General features: G+C 49.2%; 11 protein-coding genes. 2 read left to right on the top strand and 9 right to left on the bottom strand.

The features are described 5' to 3' along the window. Positions 1-87 precede the first annotated feature (87 nt). Positions 88-666, top strand: coding sequence for a DNA-3-methyladenine glycosylase I (locus CSD97_RS06805; RefSeq protein ID WP_005830137.1), 579 nt, complete (start codon positions 88-90; stop codon positions 664-666). A gap of 125 nt (positions 667-791) precedes the next feature. On the opposite strand, the gene CSD97_RS06810 is transcribed toward CSD97_RS06805, so the two are convergent. The 9 genes from CSD97_RS06810 to CSD97_RS06850 form a co-directional block, all read right to left on the bottom strand. Further along, positions 792-3,887, bottom strand: a complete 3,096-nt coding sequence (locus tag CSD97_RS06810) for a glycoside hydrolase family 2 TIM barrel-domain containing protein (RefSeq protein WP_061411260.1) — start codon at positions 3,885-3,887, stop codon at positions 792-794. 178 nt (positions 3,888-4,065) lie between these two features. Then, positions 4,066-6,015 (bottom strand): alpha-L-arabinofuranosidase C-terminal domain-containing protein, encoded by a 1,950-nt coding sequence (locus CSD97_RS06815; protein WP_005830131.1) that lies wholly within the window; start codon positions 6,013-6,015, stop codon positions 4,066-4,068. Positions 6,016-6,069: 54 nt separating this feature from the next. Further along, complete coding sequence (locus tag CSD97_RS06820; protein WP_098032139.1) at positions 6,070-8,061, bottom strand: glycoside hydrolase family 127 protein; 1,992 nt, start codon at positions 8,059-8,061, stop codon at positions 6,070-6,072. A gap of 49 nt (positions 8,062-8,110) precedes the next feature. Next, positions 8,111-10,651, bottom strand: coding sequence for an alpha-L-arabinofuranosidase C-terminal domain-containing protein (locus CSD97_RS06825; RefSeq protein ID WP_098032140.1), 2,541 nt, complete (start codon positions 10,649-10,651; stop codon positions 8,111-8,113). A 225-nt stretch (positions 10,652-10,876) separates the two neighbouring features. After that, positions 10,877-12,823: a glycoside hydrolase family 97 protein gene (locus CSD97_RS06830; RefSeq protein ID WP_098032141.1), complete on the bottom strand. Its 1,947-nt coding sequence runs from the start codon at positions 12,821-12,823 to the stop codon at positions 10,877-10,879. A gap of 30 nt (positions 12,824-12,853) precedes the next feature. Further along, positions 12,854-14,782, bottom strand: coding sequence for a family 43 glycosylhydrolase (locus CSD97_RS06835; RefSeq protein WP_244284018.1), 1,929 nt, complete (start codon positions 14,780-14,782; stop codon positions 12,854-12,856). Positions 14,783-14,904: 122 nt separating this feature from the next. Next, entirely contained in the window at positions 14,905-16,032 is a 1,128-nt protein-coding gene (locus tag CSD97_RS06840) for a glycoside hydrolase family 88 protein (RefSeq protein ID WP_005830120.1), read from the bottom strand. A gap of 17 nt (positions 16,033-16,049) precedes the next feature. Beyond that, positions 16,050-17,381 (bottom strand): BNR repeat-containing protein, encoded by a 1,332-nt coding sequence (locus tag CSD97_RS06845; RefSeq protein ID WP_098032147.1) that lies wholly within the window; start codon positions 17,379-17,381, stop codon positions 16,050-16,052. Then, positions 17,374-18,627, bottom strand: coding sequence for a DUF2264 domain-containing protein (locus CSD97_RS06850; protein ID WP_005830116.1), 1,254 nt, complete (start codon positions 18,625-18,627; stop codon positions 17,374-17,376). The genes CSD97_RS06845 and CSD97_RS06850 overlap by 8 nt, the downstream gene beginning before the upstream one ends. A gap of 493 nt (positions 18,628-19,120) precedes the next feature. Between CSD97_RS06850 and CSD97_RS06855 the strand changes: the two genes are divergently transcribed. Then, positions 19,121-20,197, top strand: a complete 1,077-nt coding sequence (locus CSD97_RS06855) for an IS110 family transposase (RefSeq protein ID WP_098032143.1) — start codon at positions 19,121-19,123, stop codon at positions 20,195-20,197. The last annotated feature ends 355 nt before the right edge of the window (positions 20,198-20,552 follow it).

Below are 20,552 nucleotides of genomic sequence, written 5' to 3' on the forward strand. Positions count from 1 at the left end.
TAAACAAATCTATCCATTTAGAATAGATAGATTTGTTTATTCGGAATGAAAGCACTACCTTAGCACCTCATTACAAAAATAACGCTTATGCAAGACATTATAAACGGACGTTGCGGCTGGTGCGGAACCGACGAGCTGTATGTGAAATACCACGATGAAGAGTGGGGAAAAACGGTAACAGACGACAAGACACTATTCGAGTTTCTTGTATTGGAAAGTGCCCAGGCGGGACTGAGCTGGATAACCATCCTCAAAAAGCGGGAAGGCTACCGCAAAGCCTTTTGCAATTTCGATGCCGCGCAAGTGGCGCAAATGACCGACGAAGACGTGGAACGGCTGATGCACTTTGACGGCATCGTGAAAAACCGTCTGAAAATCAAGTCGACCATCACCAATGCAAAGCAGTTTCTTGTCATACAGAAAGAATTCGGCAGCTTTTACAACTATACGCTATCCTTCTTCCCCGACCGGAACCCCATTATCAATCATTTTCAGTCATTGAGTGAGATTCCGGTATCATCTCCCGAATCAGATGCCATGAGCAAAGACATGAAAAAACGGGGATTCAAGTTCTTCGGCTCTACCATTTGCTATGCCCATCTGCAAGCTTCGGGGTTTATCAACGACCATCTGACGGATTGCATTTGCCGAAATCAGAAACAATAAAACAAAGAAATATACAGAAGCAAGCAAAACATCAACACAAAGCGGTCACCCTCCCCCATCGGAAAGGCGACCGCTTCAGTGTTATAAAATCTGTTTCTCAGTATGTAATACACTGAGAAGAAATATTATTCTATTCCGATACTATGGCATACGGGAAAAAGGATGAACGTAAACTCATAATCAGCGTATGGCACCAGGTATTCCGGACGGGCTATACGTCCCCAACTGTCTTCGCAACCCAGACCGGCTTGCACCTTGTCGATACAGAGATTAGTCAAATCAGCTTCATCCACCTCTTGCGAGTGTCCTTGCTCTTTGCTCCAGCCTTCATCTAAAGACTCGATGGTATAGTGCAAGGCAGATGCGGAGAAGGGAGCGGCTGCCACAATCTTGATGCCATTACCAGACTGATCCAACATCTTCCACCAACGAATATCGGTCTTTGTTCCGTTTTCCTGCGGACGGATGTAGGGATAGAACTGCTCGGCCACACTTTGGCGATAAATGCCTAAGTCGGCGCAATGATTACGGTCAATATAGTTTTCAACCGGACCGCGTCCATAGTATTCAACGGTTTCAAAGCTGCGCGGCATAGGCATCTGCAGACCGAAACGGAACATGTTCGATACTTTGGCATTCTTGTCGGCAGTCAGCTTCTGGGTCACCTTGACGGCACCGGCATTGTTGATGACATAAACAAGGTTCAGCTTAGCTGAAACACCCGGCATGTCGTAAGCAGATTCTACAATCACCTGATTGTTCTCCGTGCGCTGTTTGAAAGAGGTCAGTTTGATTTCCGGATTCTTCCAAGCGATATATTTGCGTTGCAGATTGGCACCGTAGTCGTTGTCAACAGGCGCACGCCAGAAGTTTGGTTTTAAAGCCTCGCCGTCTTTAATCATATCCCGGCCATTCACTTCGTACTTAGTCAGATAACCGTTGTGCTTGTTGATTTCTACACGGAAAGCATCACCGGAGACGATGAGGTAGTTCCAATCGTTATCCTGTACTTGGGGAGCCGTCATCTCGATATTGCTCTGTTCGCAGTTCTTCAATTCCATGGAAGGAGCTTGGTAAGGATTGAGCGTCAACTGGTCTTTTGCCACTACATGTCCGGCGGAAAGCAATCCTTCACGGTTCTTCAGCTTATAGGAAACATTCAGCAACCACTCGGTGCATTGGCAAGTCTTGCCCAAGTCCAACTTGATTTTGGCTGTCTGTTGGGGAGCTACATTCAGATTATCCACACGACCGGTCCGTATCACCTTACCGCCTTTCAGTACCTCCCACTCCATATAATAGGCAGAAAGATCACGGAAGAAGTATTCATTGAACACATTGATTTCGCCGTTCTTCAAGTCGGCCGGAGTAGTCCAGATGTCCTGATAGATACGGCCTACCTCATACATGTGGGGATTGGGCACACGGTCGGGGCTGATAAGACCGTTATCGCAGAAGTTACCGTCGCTGGCATCAAAACGGTTAAAGTCACCGCCGTAGGCATAAATCATCTTACCGTTTTTTCCTGTCCAACGTACAGACTGATCAACAAAATCCCAAATAAAGCCACCTTGGAATTTGGAATATTTACGCACCAAATCCCAATATTCTTTAAAACCTCCTTGCGAGTTTCCCATCGCATGAGCATATTCGCACTGAATCAGGGGCTTTGTCATAGAATCATCCTCACTGTATTTCTTACATCCGTCATAGCCATAATACATCGGGCAATAGATGTCTGTCTTGCCTGTTTTACCGGCTTGTTCATATTGTACGGCACGGCTCGGGTCTTCAGCCTTTATCCAATCGTAGGCAGCTTCGAAATTAGCGCCATAGCCGGCTTCGTTGCCCAAAGACCAGAAAATGATGCTGGGATGATTGAAGCTACGCTGCACATTGCGCTGGTTACGCTCCATATGTGCTTTCCTATAGTCCTCACGTTTGGCAAGTGTCTCTTCCCCATAACCCATTCCGTGGGATTCGATATTGGCTTCGGCCACTACGTAAATACCATATTGGTCGCAGAGGTCGTACCAGAGATTATTGTCGGGATAGTGGCAGGTGCGCACGGCATTCAGGTTGAACTGCTTCATCACCTGAATATCCTGAATCATGCGTTCGCGAGAAATGACGTAACCACCGTCCGGATCCATCTCGTGGCGGTTGGCTCCCTTGAAGAGAACGGGCTGGCCGTTGACAAGTATCTGACTTCCTTTCAGCTCTATCTTTCGGAAGCCCACCTTTACGGGAATCACCTCACTGCTGCCTTGCAAAGTGGCACGTAGGGTATACAAGTAGGGCGTTTCCGCCGTCCACTTATGAGGATTCTCCACATTTATCAAGGCAGTAGCGTTACCTTTGGCGACAGCTGTAGCCACCTGTTTTCCGGCAGCGTCCAGCAGTTCAAGACTGATATTGCCGCCACCCTTCACATCAAGCTGTACTTTCAGGGAACCGTTCTTATAAGCAGTATCCAAATCGGGAGTGACACGGATGTCCTGAATGCGCTTCTTGTCACGGGCATACAAGTAGCAATCGCGCCCTACACCGCTATAACGGAAGAAGTCCTGGTCTTCCAGATACGTCCCGTCACACCAGCGGAATACCTGAAAGGCTATCAGATTCTTTTGTCCCGGCTTCAAGTAGGGTGTCAGGTTGAATTCAGCCTCCAGTTTGCTGTCCTCACTATAACCTACGTACTTGCCGTTTACCCACAAATACATATTGGAAGTCACGGAACCGAAATGAGCCATGATGTCCTTACTCTTCCAGTCGGCAGGTATTACAATCTCACGACGGTAGGAACCTACATTGTTATTCTCCGTTGGCACCTGCGGTGGATTGTTCTTGAACTGATTGCGCCAGGCATATCCGGTATTCACGTAGATAGGGTCGCCGAAACCGTTCAGTTCCCACATACCGGGAACGGCCATATCGCTCCATCCCTTGTCGTTGAACCCCACTTTCCAGAAATCCGTGGGACGGGCATCGGCATTCTTCACCCAGAAGAATTTCCAGATACCGTTCAGAGTCATGTAATTGGAAGAATGTTCTTTTGCTCCACGAGCCGCAGCATCTGCCGACTCATAGGCAAAATAGTTGGTGTGCATCGGAGCACGGTTCACGGCATTCACTTCAGGGTTTTGCCATTCAGTGAAGGACTGTGCGCTTGCGGCAATGGCAAAAGTCGCAAGCAGTCCGGTAATGAAATGTTTCTTCATGGTAAATAGTTTATAAAAATTAGCAACGGCATACAAGCAGAACCGGTATGCCGTCACAAAGATACGCCTATCCTATAATTAAAAGGAAGAATAATCGTTCAAAAAAGGCTGAATTTAATTCTTTAAATAAGTGTTCATAACTAGTTCACATAATTAAATTAGGTGACTAAATGGGAATTTATTTTGATTGAGTACTTATCCGCAAACGATAGACTCCGAACGAACGGGGCTGAAGCTCCAGGCTCAGAGAACGGGAAGCCACCTCCACCGGACGAATACGTGGAACAATAGCCTCCTGCTCCAGTGTATTCTTGGCTTTCCAGTCATCACTTTGCAAATAGGTGCAGGAACCCGAGACAAGCTGCCGCTTCTTCAATCCGCTGAACTCTATCTGTACCTTCTCCGATCTGCTGCCCGCATTGACAAGCTTCAGAATTACTTCTCCCGTAGGAGCATCCAGCACTGCCGATGCATAAAGGCTGTCCTGCCCCGTCACGGGTTTTCCGTCCATTTGCAGGTTCAGCACATCTGTTCCGGCATTCATACCGTACATCTGCTGTACGTAATAGTTGGGAGTCCGCATCATACGGAGATTGTCGAACCAAATCAAATCGGGATTCCACTGCCAGGCATCCACATGGGCAAACAACGGAGCATAGGTAGCCAGGCGCACCACATCAGCATTACGTTCCAGTCCCGTCATAAAAGCTGCTTCGGACAGTGCCGCCAAGAAATTATTGGCTTTCCCGGTGGGGTGGTCATGCGATGCATATTCACCGGCAAAGACTTTCGGTCCTTTACGGTCATAGTCATCATAGCGGGCAGCATTGGCAAAGAACCAGTCGGGAGCCATATAATAATGCTCGTCCACCAAATCCACCCCGATGCGTTTCATTTCGGGCCAGAGGTAATCGAACTTGTCCCCATCTGCACTCGGACCGGAAGAACCTACAATCTGCATATCGGGATATTCCGCACGGATGGCTTTCGTGAACACTTCCAGACGCTCGGGATAGACTTCCCCCCACTGTTCATTGCCGATGGCAATCATTTTCAGACCGAACGGTTCGGGATGTCCCATATCGGCACGCACCTTTCCCCACTTGGAGGTTGCAGCACCGTTGGCAAACTCGATGAGGTCGAGGGCATCCTGCACGTACGGGCCGAGTTCTCCAAGGGGAACCACTTCGTTGCTTTCGTATTGGCAGGACAGCCCGCAGCTCAGTACCGGCAGAGGCTCTGCACCGAGGTCTTCACTCAGCAGGAAATATTCGTAAAAGCCAAGTCCGTAACTCTGGAAATAATCCGGGAAAGCTTTATGCTTGAATGTATAGTTCCAGCGATTTTCGTTCAAAGGACGGTTCTCTACCGGACCCACGGAATTCTTCCATTGATAACGGGTGGCAAGGCTGTTGCCTTCGATGATACAACCGCCGGGAAAACGGAATACTCCGGGATTGAGGTCATAGAGGGCTTGTACCAAGTCGGCACGCAATCCATTCTCACGCTTCTTCCAAGTGTTCACCGGGAAGAGAGAGATGTGGTCCATATCTACCGTACCCTCCGTCTGCAACACAACACGCAGACGCGAGCGAACATCGGTAAAAGGAGCTTTCAGCACAGCCGTCAGCTTCTGCCATTCACTGCCTTTCACTTCCAGTTCCTTCTTCAGGAGATTCTCTCCGTTGGAATTCACCAGTTCGACGGAAAGCTTCATTGGTTTGGTATCCGGCGTACGGACATAGGCGGAGAAACGGTAATCTTCTCCTTTTTTCAGGCCGATGCCACGATAACCTTCATTATCCAGTCCGGCACGCAAAAGACAGCCGTCATTGGTAATGCGCACATAATGCGGATTGCGGTCGAAGCAGGGCCGCTCGTCCTGTACCGTCACCTCGCCAAAAGGTATCCACCCCACCAGCGGCTGCGGGAACTCAAAAGAGCGGTTCTTTACCAGTTCGGCATACAAACCACCGTCCGCACCGAAATTAATGTCTTCGAAGAAGATTCCATACATGGCAGGATTTATCCGAGCCGTCGGTTTTGATACATCAACAGTCATCACATGCTGTTGCGCCTGCATGCCAAGAACAACGAACAATGTCAATAGAAATAAAAGTCTTTTCATGGTTTTAATCTGTTTATAACGATAGCATAAGCTAAATTATGACGACATACTTACCTATTCTACATCAATCCTATTTACCGGCAACCATACATCCATCTTGCCCTCACCCCGGTGTGCCCATGCATAATAAGGTATCAGGGTCAGCGTCACATCTCTGGTTGCCAACTTTCCGGCAGCATCAAAACCAAGAGCCTGCACTTCTGTGGTAATTTCGTTGATGCCATACAGCAGTTCGGGCTTCTCCGTCACCTGGAATTTCGGATGACGGTTCAGGATGATATTCTGTATATTAAAATCATTATCGGCCCACTCGGCACAATAAACGATAGGACCACGCTCAACGGCCACCCGTCCACGGTCGGCAACCACTTTTTCATTGGCTTTCACCACACGGGGTTGCATGTCGAAATGCACCTCTACCACATCCCCTTTCTTCCACTTCCGGTCTATCCGGAGATAGCCTTTACGAAGTTCACCGGTTACCTCCTCGCCATTCACCAATACACGATAGCCCAACTTCAGGTCGTCGGCATACGAATAAAGGTCACTCGGAAGTACACTGCCGCGCACCCAACCCGGAATACGGATATTCATCGTAAACGGCAGGTTGCCCTGAGCCACCTTCACACGAATATCTCCGTTCCAGGGGTATCCGGTTTCCTGCTCCAGCACCACTTTCTTTTCATTCAACTTCAGCTCGGCACGGTTGGACAAGAAAAGGTTGACGTACACCTGATTGTCTTTCACGGCATACACATATCCCGGCAAAGAAGGAATGAACCGGCTGATGTTGCTAGGACAGCAGGCACAACCAAACCACGGCTGGCGTGTAATCGTATGGTCGGCATTAAAGTGATACTTACCATCGCAAGACAACGGATTGGGATAGAAGAACTTGCCTCCGTCCAATGAAACGCCGGAGATTAATCCGTTGTAAAGCGTACGTTCCAGCACGTCGAAATACTTGGAATCGCCATGCAGCAGAAAGAGGCGGTAATTCATGTAAACATTGCCGATGGCGGCACAGGTCTCATTGTAGGCAGTCAGATTCGGCAATTCATAGTTATCACCGAAAGCTTCGCCCGCATGACGCGCACCGATACCGCCGGTAATATATATCTTCTTGCCGACGATATTCTCCCATATCTTGTCGATAGCCTTGATGTAGGAGCTGTCACCCGTAATGGCAGCCACATCAGCCATACCGGAATACATGTAACCGGCACGTACGGCATGTCCCACTGCCTCTTCCTGCTCCAGTACAGGCTTGTGCGACTGCAAATAGATGTCCTTGCGTGCCGTAGTGCCGCGCGCGTCGAGGAAGAACTTGGCCTGGTCGAGATATTTCTTATCTCCTGTCACGGTATAGAGGCGTACCAATGCCATTTCGGCAATCTGATGTCCGGGAATCACACGCTTCTGTCCGGGGCCTTCACCGATATTCTTGCATACGCAGTCGGCATAACGGATAGCTATATCCAGGAAGTTCCGCTTGCCTGTAGCTTGATAATAAGCCACAGCCCCTTCCACCATGTGACCCAGATTATAGAACTCGTGGCTCAAATTCTCCACCTCCGACCAGCGGTCCGGCCCCGACCAATCGTGCGGATGCTTGGGATTCATGGTACGTGCGGTGTAAAGATACCCGTCCGGTTCTTGGGCGGCGGCCACTATGACCAATACGCTGTCGATATATTCTTCCAGTTTCTTGTCCGGGTAAGTCTGCAAGGAGTAACTTGCACCTTCAATCGTCTTATAGACATCCGTATCGTCAAAGGAGAAGCCTCCCACCTTATACTCATCACTGGGATGAGTAGCTTTCACAAAGTTTTCATAACGTCCCGTTTCCTCACACTTACTGAAAGCCAACGGGATGGTTACCTCGCGGCTTGCCTTCAAGCGTTGTCCCCAGAAACTGTCCGTCACCTTCACTGAAGTGAAAGGAACCGGGTCGATGGGATAACCGGAATGCAAAGTCTGTTGCTTTTGTGCCGACACACTGCCGGTCATGGCTGCAACAAGTGCCAAAGTCAATAATCGTTTCATATCTTTTAAGTTTTTAAGTTCCCACGCACGGAATTACACGGATTTATCCTTATTTCCCCTTATTCTCATGGATACGTATCACCGTAAACGAATAGGCAGGCAAGGTATAAGGAAACTCCGTACCGCCGATGTCGAAGGTGGAAGTCACGGAACGTGCCTGCTTGTCTTTCGGGTCACCCGTCAGGAGCGTCTTCACTGCCGAGGGATTCTGCAAGTCGATGCCCTTCAGCTTCACTGTAGAGGAAACCTCTACCGGAAGCAGGTTCACCAGCTTTACGATATGGTCACCCGTGGCCTCATCCTTTACCACCGAAATGCCGACGCGCTTGCGGACAGCCTCTTGCCCATTACTCAGTGTGATGTGCGAGGTGATGTACTGCGTACCCGCATTCTGTCCGTACATCTGCTGTGTGTAGTAGCCCACGGTAGGCTTCACTTCCGTGTTATTGAAATAAATCAAGTCGGGATTCCACTGCGTATGGCCTTCCTTCGCCAGCAACGGGGCGTACGAGGTCATCTCCACCACATCGGCATTACGTTCCACCGAAGTCAGATAGAGAGCTTCTGCCAACGCTGTCTCTATGTTGTTGGGACGTCCGGGCAGGTGGGCGGCATATTCGCCCAGATAGACCTTGGACTTGGTGCGGTCATAACGGTCGTAGTAGTCCTGGTTGTGAATCATCCAGCCCGGATCCACGTAATAGTGTTCGTCCACCATGGGCACGCCCAGTTCCGTGGCAAGGCGCCAGCCCTCCGCATAGTCCGCGCCTTCGTAGAAGGGACCTACAGTGCCGACAACCGTAATTTCGGGATGCTTCTCCCTGACAGCCTTGTATATCATGGCAAAGCGCTCCTCAAACACTTCGGTAATCATATCCTCGTTGCCGATGCCGATATACTTCAGATTGAAAGGCTTGGGATGGCCTGCCTCAGCACGCTTCCTGCCCCACACGGTGCGGCGTGCATCGCCGTTGGCATACTCTATCAGGTCGAGCACATCCTGGATATAGGCAGGCATCTCTTCCATCGGGATGCCACCCTGCTGGCCGTAGCGCATCAGTTCCTTGTTGGCCCCCTGCGGACAGTTGTCGGCATAGTGCGAGTGTGTGCCCGAATTCTGGCACGGCACGCCCGCTGCCAATACCGGCAGAGGTTCGGCACCTATATCTTCGCAGAAGCGGAAGTACTCGAAGTAGCCCAGTCCGCGTGTCTGATGATACCCCCACAGATTGCGCAACGGCTTACGCGCTTCGAGCGGTCCGATAGAGCCTTTCCAGTCATAGATATTATCAATGCCGTCGCCATGAGCCACGCAGCCGCCGGGGAAGCGGACGAAGCGTGGATGCAGGTCGGCAAGCGTCTGCGCCAGGTCGGCACGCAAGCCGTTCTTATGGCCCTTGAATGTATTTTGCGGAAAAAGGGAAATCATATCGAGATGCAGTGTCCCCACCGTCTGCGGCTGGAGCGAGAGGACGGCGGCACGCACGTCGGCATTCGCCGTCAGCACCGTCTGCTGTTTCTTCCACTCTTTGGAGGACACATTGACGGAAGAGCGGGCAATCTCACGGCCCGTCTGGTCGAGCAGGCAAACAACCACCTTACCTCCCTTGCTGCCCGGTGCCACGCGGGCGAAGAGAGAGAAATCGTACTTCTCCCCTTTCTTCAAGCTGATGCCGTCGAAACCGTCGTTCTGCAATGTCACTCCGGGACGCGCCTCCAATACGGCATAATGAGGGTTATTGGGATGAATGGGGTCGGCAGCGGCAATGGTAACGGCAGCCGAAGTATTCCCCTCTTTCACCGCCCAGGCATATGTGCCGTCCCAACCTTGGTGTGAACCGTCCTTAGACGAATACTCGAAGTCGCGGTTCTGTACCAGCTCGGCATACAGTCCTCCATCCGCAGCATAGTTGATGTCTTCGAAGAAAATACCTATCAGATGCTTGCTGATGGGTTTTGCACATTCCGTCTCCACTTCGATAGTCGCCTCCACCGGTTTCAGTCCGGCAAAACGTACGGGGTCTTGCTCGGTACGTTCGGCATGGAGTGCCTGGCGGTACTTCTTATGCTCTGCAAAGGAGATGACACGCTGCACCGTGGCATACGGTACACGCTGCATCCAACCCTGCTGTACGGTACCGTTCAGCAGAACCTCCTTCCGCACGTTAGGATAGACCTCCGCCGGCCGGTATTCGGCAAGGCGAGAACGGTCAAAGTATTTCTGCGCTTTCCATTGCAGCAAGTCGGGAGACTCGACGTATGCAAGGGAGTTTCCGCTTTCCGTCAGTTCCCAGATACAGTGCCAACGGTCGTCGGCACGGGTCTGCATCAAGTGCGGTTTCAGCATCCGCTTCATTTGCCCCCAGGGGCCGAAGTCCGAGTTGACAAAGGAGCTGCCCTCTGCCACGCTGAACCATCGGTTGCCATTGGGACTCCAGGCTAGTTTCAGACCGCCACTGCCGTCGGCATGGGAGTAGGAAAAGAGATAGACTGAATCGGGTTCATTCGCCACTCCATTCGTTATAGCCTGCAAAGGAACGGTCAGTGTCAAGAACAGACACAAGGACAATAATTTCAAGAATCCATTCATGGTATTAAGTCGGTATTAATCATTTACATTTAGTTCGATAGTCACAATCAGCCGTATTCTGAATGCCATTCAGTCGTATAGTGAATAGGGTTCAGTCGTATAGTGAATGCCATTCAGTATACGACTGAATCAGGACAATTATAGACCTCTGATAATCAAAGATTTGCAAAAGGAGTAATCCGTTATGATATATCATTACAAAACAAAGATTGCTCCATACCTTCTTTATTCCACGATTACCGCCCCTCCCTGCGGCTGAACCGTGAGTTGCAGAGAGCCGTCAGCCTTTATCCTCTGCAGCTTTAATTGAGGCTGCATCTTCTTGTCATCACTATACAGAGACACCTCTTGTCCTGCCAGCACAGGAAGGTCAAGCTTCAGTTTCAATGGTTCCGCCGTTGCATTGACAGCGGCTATGTACCACGTGTTGCCATGACGACGGGCAAGAACAATATATCTCCCCGGATAGCCGTCAATGAAACGGGTCTCGTCCCAAGTAGTGGGCACTTGTTTCATAAAGTCGAGGCAGATTTGCGGAGCATCCGTCAAGTTATTAGGTGCCAAGGCGAAGTTCTGGATAGGATTTTGGAACAGCACTGCCGTTGCCAGCTGAAAGATGTCCGTGGTGCGGCGAATAGTTCCGCCATCGTTGCTGCGGTTCAAACGCTTGTTCAGGAACACACCGCCAAACTCCATGCATCCCACAGCATTGCGGATGAAAGGGTGCAGCGTGGCATTGAAGGCCTCGTTATCACAGAAATGCTGGCTAAATACCAGATTCTCGGAAGCCAGCACCGCCTCGCTGCCTACGTAATTGGGATACATCCGTTCCCAGCCGCGAGGCAAGGTACAGCCGTGGAAGATAACCATCAGACCGTGGTCGTCGGCATCGCTCAGAATCTCCTCGTACAAACGCAGGGTCTCCTGCTTGTCACCGCCGAAGAAGTCTACTTTGATACCCTTCACACCCAGACTTTGCAACCAGCGCATCTCTTGCTTGCGGGCAATGGAGTTATCCATCCGGTTGACGGGACTCTGCTCTATATCGTTCCAGTAACCACTGGAGCTATACCACAAGAATACCTCCACACCCTTGCTACGGGCATACTTGATAAACTGTTCCATGCGGTCGCGACCGATGTTGTTGTCCCACCAGTTGTCAATCAATACATATTCGTATCCCATGGCGGCTGCCAAGTCAACATAGCGCACCTGGTCGTCGTAGTTGATGCTGCCGTCCTGCCAGAGAATCCAGCTCCATGTGCCACGGCCCGGCTTGTAATCATGGGTGGTGGTATAGCGTGGTTCCACTACATCCCAGGGGACGGTGGTTTCCACAATCGGCTTCAAGGTTTCCCCCACCGTCACAGTACGCCACGGCGTGGAGCCCGGCAGGGAAAAGGCAGGTGACACCGTTCCATTGCCGTTGTTCTCTTCCGGCATGGGGAAAGCAATGCGATACACGCCGTTATCCCAATCACTCAAACGCGAGCCACAATAACGGCTGTCCACTCCGGTTTCACTGAGCAGTACCCAGCCGTCATCCCCCACCTTGAACAAGCAGGGAAATGTATATCCATGTCCATAACCCGAACGTTCGTTCATCGGGGCATCTGCCTTATATTCTTCTTCGTAACTGGGTTTGGTACGCTTCCACCCTATCATGGCGTCGCTCTGCGGACAAAGGAAAGTGGTGGTCTGCGACGGGAAGCGGAAGCCGGTCCGTTCGCTGTTCACCGTGACGCTTCCTTTTCCCTGCTCCCTCGGCAGGGTGTAACGGAAAGCCACGTCATTGTTGCTGACGCGGAAAGTTATCTGCACATTCTTCCCCTCACCGTTGACGAATGAACAAAGCAATTCGTTTGCCCAGTAATGGATGCGCGAAGCTTTGATCCGGGATTGTTCATAAACCGTATCGAGAGCTGTGACTTTATGTTCCTTCAACTGCAATCCTCTATAGAAATCACCCACATTTGTCTCCATCCCCAAGGGAGAAGATTCCAGCATTTGCTTTCCATTGTAGGTGACGGCGTAAGACACTTCGCCGTTGGCTGACGGGCAGGATACCGTAAGCTGCAATTTTCCATCCGGACCATTGACAGATACACTCTGTGCTGCCAGCGGACCTGAGAGGGCAAACAGCCAAACCAGTAATTTCAATCTATTCTTCATGGTATTAAATTATTATGTTACATCATTAAATCAAAGGGTAGGCACCACCGGCTTGATGGTTCCGTCTTCATTGAACTCCATCCGGTCTATGCAGACTTCACGATGAACGCCGGGACCATCTTTCAAGTACCATTTATTGATACGGTGGTAAACGATTCTCCACTCATCTGTACCGGGAATCTGCAATACAGCGTTGTGTGCCGGACCGTAAATCTCCTTTTCCGGATTCTGAATCAGTACAACGGGTTGCTTGGCAACTTCGATAGGACCGAGCGGCGACTTGGACGTACCGTATGCCACATGGTAATTGGGCGAACCGGTATCGTCTACCGACCACATGAAATAGTAGAGCCCGTTGCGATAAAAGACATAGGCTGCTTCGCGGAAAGCATAGTCCTGCAAGGTGCCTCCCTCCGGCGTCATCACCGTAACGGTATTTTCCTTGATGGACACCATATCGTCGTTCAGCTCGGCACCTGCCATGTAGCCGTTGCCCCAGTAAAGATAGGATTTGCCCGAAACAGGGTCTGTAAACACATCCACATCAATCTGTTGCCCGCCACCGACGGGTGAAGCAGTAACGACAGGGCGTCCCAAATCGGTGAAAGGGCCGGCCGGAGAATCGCTCGTAGCCACTCCAATCTGCTTGCCGCCGCCATTCTTGGGGTTTCCACTGTAATAGAAGAAGTATTTATACTTACCGTCCACTTTTTTCTCTTCAATGCAAGGCGCCCAAGCATTGCCATCTGCCCAGGGCACTTGCTCCGACTTCAAGTCCAGCATGACGCCTTCATCCTGCCAGGTCTTCAAATCCGTGGAGGAGAATACGGTGAAATACCAGCCTCCCCAACCCGGCTGTCCGTCCGTAGTAGAATAGATGTAATACTTTTGGGTCTGATGGGAATAAAGGATTTCCGGGTCGGCATGGAAACCCGGCAATACGGGATTGTTGGGCAATGCGCCCAGTTCTGTCGGCTTGCCCCATTCATCGGTAATGCGCAACAGCTCATGGCGGGTAATGGGGATAATGGTCCCATGACGGGGATGGAAGTTCATCTTCACCTCGCTGTCTATCACCTTAAAATTCTTCAAGTCAGTGGTTTCCGTAAACTGATAGCTTCCTTTCATATAGACGTCGTACATCAGGATATACTTATCCTGCCCTATCAGTTTGAAAGTGCCCGCACCCTCTACGGCTTCCTTAGTCTGTTGCTTGTAATCGGGCTCTTCCGTCCATGCCCCGGAGGTCAGGGAACGGGTGGTGGCCACCTTTATGCCGTTTCCATGCCCTTCCGTCTTATAGAAAAGGTGGAAAACACCATCCTTATAGACAATGTCTCCATCGATGCACGATTTCCCGTTCTCCGGCAGAAACAATGGCTTGGGCTCTCCCTCCAAATCCGTAAACTCCGCATTGGCATAAGCATAATATATGACATCGGCTCCATCGCCATGCAGCATGGACCAATACACCATGTACTTTCCCGCCTCCGGGTCGTAGATAGTCTGCGGAGCCCATACACGCTTCAAATCCTCCTGACCTGAATAACGTTTCTGTATATTGATAACGGAGTGGGACCAGTTGACCAAGTCGGTAGATTTCAGCAAAACCATGGCACGGTTGGAACTCCATCCATTGGCTGAAACCATATCTGTCACTACCATATAGAAAGTCTTGCCATCCTCGCAACGAAGGATATGCGGGTCGCGGACTCCCCCGGTGGAGCTGATGACTTTCGAGTCGATTACCGGTTCATTATCATTCAATGCCCAGTAGGTATAACCGTCCATGCTTACAGCATAGCGCACAGCTTCTTCATCGCCACTATTCCCAGTGAAATAAGTGAACAAATAAGCTACATAATCTTTTTCGGGAAAGGATTTTTGCCAGGAATATCCCGGAAGTGCAAACAACGACAATAACATTGCCGCCAAAAGCATCCGGAAAGTGTTTTTCATCCGTACAATCATAATCTTTTTATATTAAACCTTTTAACGGGTGTAAAATTAACACTATATACATTATAATACAAAGAAAGTGTATATGTTGTGTAACATATACACTTATTTAATCTCTCCAATCAGTCGGCATTCAAAAAACGCACCATCTCACAAGCTGCCAGCAGAAATGCCCCTACCCCAAAGTTAGCAGTAGAGTTGGCATCAACCACTTGTCCGGGAATGGCTTTCTCGCCAATCGGCTGTACATACCCTATGCGGCCATCGGGCTGCAAGGCTACAGTAGTCAGATAATTCCACGCCTTCATCACTACGGGTTGATAAGTAGCCTTGTCCAGCAAGCCGTTGTTCATCCCCCATAACAGACCATAGGTAAAGAAAGCCGTACCGCTGGTTTCAGGACCGGGAGCATGCTCAGGGTCGAGCATACTGCGTGTCCAGTAGCCTTCCGGCTGCTGGCAGGCAGCCACGGATTTGGCCATCGTCTGGAAGCGGTCTATGTACTCCTGGCGGTATTGGTCTGTTTCGGGCAGGTCTTTCAGTACCTTTGCCAAGGCAGCCAGCACCCAACCGTCGCCACGCGCCCAGAAGTCTTTCTTACCATTCACACTTTTATGTTTTGGATAAATATATTTGCCGTCGCGATAGTATAGGCCTTCCTCCGCATCGTACATGATGCTGTTGGCATAGGTCCAGTATTCATGCAGTTTCTCCAGATATAACGGATTGCCGGTCAGCTTGTACATCTTTGTCATAACGGGCATTACCATGTAAAGTCCGTCTGCCCACCACCAATAATCGTTCTTGTCCGTACTCATCTGGTATTCCATCACTTCGCGCGCACGGGCTATCTTCCCGGAATCCGGCTTCACGGTATACAAATCCGCATAAGTCTGGAAACAAATCTGATAATCACCGAAAAGCACATAATCATCACTCTCCCCATAGCTGTACTTCCACTCTTCCTTGTTGTCACTCTTCGCGCCTTTCCATTCATTATGTTCTGCCCACGCCTCGGAATAGGCATAGCATTCCGGATTACCGGTCAGGAAGAACACCTCCATGTTTCCCGTATGATAGGCGGCATTGTCCCAGAAAGAGCGCCCATGTTGCGGATGGGTCTCCTGCCAATAGTTGTTCACCCGATTGATAATCTCAATCACTTCTTCCGGTTTCGGCTGCTGAGCGGTGCATGAGAACAGTCCCCAGCAAAAAGCCAAACCCAATAAAAATAAGCATGTCGTTTTCATATACTAATACTGTTCTTTTATCTTATCACTTCCAATACATATACCGGTTGCGGTGCAAACTCCACAACCCGCTCTCCGTCTCCTTGCTTGGCATGCTGCACAAACAGATGCAGCCGCTTCCTGCTCTTCCACAATTCCGTGTCATGAGACGGTTCCCAGGCACCGACAGTGAAGTCGGTCAAATCGCTGATGCTCCACTTACTGTTTGCCACATCCGTAGCGTGCGCCAAAGAGACTTTGCTCCCCCGTTCTTCATCCCTAAATACATAAAATATCTCCCCGCCATCTACTACGATGCGCGGACGGGCCATCGGAATCATCTTCGTGCCTCCACCTTTCAGGGAAAACGGAGTGGTACGCCCGGAGACCTGGCGGCTGTGCCACATCTGCCCGTCATGCCAGACAATCCGGTATTGCGGGACGTCGCTGTCCGGGTCGCGCCAATAGGAAGCAATGTACGGATTGCCGCCTGCATCGGCACTCATGCTGGTCTGGTTTATCAGTTCCGAATTCTGAGGAATGCGGCAGGCATACTCTGCATTACCCAGACGGATGGGCAAATCATATTTCTTGCCATTTGCCTTATACCATGTTACGCCATTGTCAAAGGAACGGGCGTAGCATAGGTCATGGTTGGTTTCCACATGCCAAGTCTCGCGCCAGACCCACGACAGATGGATGGTTCCAAGCTCATCTACATATAGCTGCCAGTAAGCATTGCGCTTGTTCTCGCCATCAATCAGTACATCCTGCACACGGCTCCATTTCTTCTCCTTCAAGGAATAGCGGTTCATCACCAGGTTGCCCCGGCCGGAAGAACCGGAACGGTATGCAAACAGCAGGTCGCCTCCGGACAGCAGATAAAACTCCGGATAGGTTACATTGCCTTCATCCACGCCCGTCATGGGCTCCTTCTCACCCAATTCCAGTGAATGGGGTGCAATGCTGCGACAGTAGTTCAAGGGCTGTCCGTGATGGTCGAAGGCTACATGAATATACCCGTCACCGTCCAGCATCATGCTGATGACGTTATGGGCATCCTTCACATTCCCTTTATACTGTGTGCGGTGCAGTGTCCACTGTCCGGCATGGAGGTTCCGTTTTCCAAGAGTCAGGAACCCTTCCGCATCATAGTAACTGATGTATTGCTCGTCACCTTGCGTCACCAGCGAATTATTACGGAATACGGCAGTGTTGACGGAAGTCTGGCTGTATCCTTTCCCCACTTCCACCAGATGCGTTTCGGGAAGGACACCGGCAGCACCCTGTGCACAGAGTGCCACCGGAAATCCACCAATCCCCCAAACAATTAATATAAATACTATAAAAAATGAATCAGTCTTACTCATAATAGGCATGGTCTTTGGGGAATTCTTCACCACCCCACGCCTTTTTCGAGGTCCATGCCTGCGGAGCATCTGTCCAGAACGGATGGTCGGCGGGCAAGCCCAGGGGCAAGAATGCCAGGGAAGCCATGTAAAGGCTGCCGTTGTTAGTATACCAGTCGGAGATATGAGGCTGGGAACCATTGAATCCCAATGTCAGAAAACCTTTCTCGTTGAAGTTCCGGTTGTCACCGAACATACGGTTGATGACAGCTGTCATGGCAGCACGTACCTGTCCGTTCGACAATTCCTTGGGCAACCATCCACGCCATGCCAACAAAGCCAATGGTTGGAGGGTACCGGTGCGGTAGGTAATGGAACGCCCGAATACGGGGAAGGCCCCCTCGGGAGAGATGAAACGTTCCAGAATCATGCCGAAACGCTGCATGCGCTTCTGGGCACGCTGGAAATTGCAATCCGGCGCATTCCATATCTTATTTTTTCCACTGTTCGTAAAGACTTCCAGACACTCCACATACATGGGATGGAGTACGAAGCTGTTGTAATAGTCAAAGGCAAATCCCGGTCCGTCGCTATAGAAGCCGTCACCTACATACCACTCTTCCACCTTGCGCAGAGCGGAGACAATACGGTAAGCATCACTCTTGGCACCAGCCTTGCGCAGGAAACATTCTACCGTAGACGAGAACAGCAGCCAGTTGGTATAAGGAGGGTCCACACGGCGCAACTGGGTGAACTCTTCAATGTAACGCCGTTTAGTCAAACTATCCAGAGGCACCCACAAAGCATCGTATCCTCGCAGGAAGCTTTCAGCAACATAAGCGGCATCGACCAGCGGCTGCCCCTCTTTCCGCCAAAGTAGGTAATCCTGACTTTCCGGGTCTACCGCCTGCGCATAACTTTTCAATGCCCACTCGCGGAGCTGCCTGCGCTGCTTGCCTTCGGCAGTGTCATCGTCCGGCAAAGAGAGCCAGGGCGCCAACCCCGCCATCAGACGTCCGAAACATTCCATATAGGTCACCCGTTTGTCGCGTCCATCCCAAGTGGGGCTAAGCTCCACCTGCATATTTTCCTGGAGCTTCCCTTCACTCATATTGCTCAGTACCGGAGCAGCCATTTGATACAACACCCCGGCCCAAAGTTCGCGGTCTGTCACTTCCTTCTCTTTTTTCTTCTTGGCAGCCATTTCCTGAGCGGGCAGCAATAAAACTGCCACCAGCAGCAGCCATAAGTAGTTACTTTTTCTCATGATATTATTTAAGTTTGTTTTTCAATACTGCAAAATTACCCCATTCCCGGTAATTTCGGGGGCACTATTGTTTCAAAAAGGGGTAAATATCGGTCATTAGTACCCCAAAAGCTCAGAAATCACAAGAAAAAGCCTAAGATTAAACCGTGCTACGACGGAAGTGAATAAAGTATTTGCCGCTATATTTGTTTCTTCATGAACTGCACCAGTACGAGGGCAATGCAATAAGCTATAATCTGTTCAAACCAAAAGTCAAGTCCTTCAAACATATTACTCATTATTTTAATAGACACCCATTCCTTTTTCTGATAACAAAGGAAAGATACTATGTTTGTAGACGTTCAAAATAATCGCTCGTCGGGACGGGTGGTCCCGCCCCTTGCCGCTGGGCGCTCCCCGACCGATGATTAAATAAGAATAGGCGTAATAATAGAATTATTAACTTTGTAAATGAGAGTTTATCAATGAATTAATAATCCAAACTATTACACCTATGGTACAAAGTAAAGGAATAAATTTTAATGGTCAAAATATCTATATAGGTATTGATGTGCATCTGAAGAGTTGGAGTGTAACTATAATAACAGAATCGGGTTATAAAAGAACTCACTCACAAAAACCTTCAGCCAAAGAGCTCTTTGAACATTTGAAGAAACATTATCCCAATGGCAAATATCAAGCTGTATATGAAAGCGGCTTTAGTGGGTATTCCACTTACTATGCTTTGAAGGAGTACGGAATAAAGTGCATGATAATTCATGCTGCGGATGTTCCTACGTCTCAATATGAGAATGTGATGAAGACAGATGCCATAGATTCAGAAAAATTGGCTAAATCTTTAAAAGGAGGGTTATTGAGAGGAATATACGTCAGGGACAAAGAAGAATTGGATGACCGTAGTCTTATCAGATTACCTAAAACTTTACAGAAGCAACTTGGAGGATATAAATCACGTGTGAAGCATTTACTTTACAATAATGGGATTTCCTATCCTGATTGTTTTGAGAACAGCCGTTCTCATTGGTCCAATCGTTTTATATATTGGTTGGAAAATGAAGTGAGATTATTGTCGTCCACCAGACTTTCTTTGGATTTGTTGATAGACCAGGTTAAGCTGTTCAGAAAAAATCTACTGAAAGCTACCCGGATGGTTCGTGATTTATCAAAGAAACCGCAATATTCTCGACAATATGAGAACTTGATCTCCATTCCTGGTATAGGCCTTGTGACAGCCATGTGTCTTCTTACGGAAATTGGAGATGTGTCAAGGTTTCACAATCAAAGAGAATTTGCGTCTTTTCTTGGTCTGATTCCGTCTTGCCATAGCAGTGGTGAAAATATTTACAATATGGAAAAGACTTTCAGAGGCAATAAACACCTTGGTCCTTTGGTTATAGAAAGTGCATGGGTCTCTATACGGCATGACAGAGCTATGTCAATGGCTTATGGAGCATATTGCAAACGGATGAAAGGGCAAGAAGCCATCATCAGGATAGCAAGAAAAATGTCAAATAGGATTTTGAGCGTACTCAAATCCGGTAAGAAATACCAATATGACAAGGTGCGATAAAAATAGAACCCTATTGGAACAAGATAATTAAAACGACTCCTACAATCTCCATGATGAGTATTGCGCTTCATCTAAAGAAAGATTGTTGCGTTTATCCTATAGCCTGAAGTAGTAACTTGTTGCTTGGTACAAGACACCAAGTCAACTTATCGAAGTTTGTCTGATAGGGATTTTATTTTAGAGTATAACAGCATAAGAAATTAGGACTTGTGCGCTGTTGAGGATAAGGATATTTACCCTTATCTAAAGGGGGTATTGTTTCTCCTTTTGGGAAAAAATCATGTAACAAATTGATTTATAAAGTTAATAACAAATAAAAAAGTATTCAGTTATTTGGAATACAACATAGAAGGAG

Source organism: Bacteroides sp. AR29 (genome assembly GCF_900217715.1).
In the GTDB taxonomy this organism is placed as follows: Bacteria; Bacteroidota; Bacteroidia; order Bacteroidales; family Bacteroidaceae; genus Bacteroides; species Bacteroides uniformis.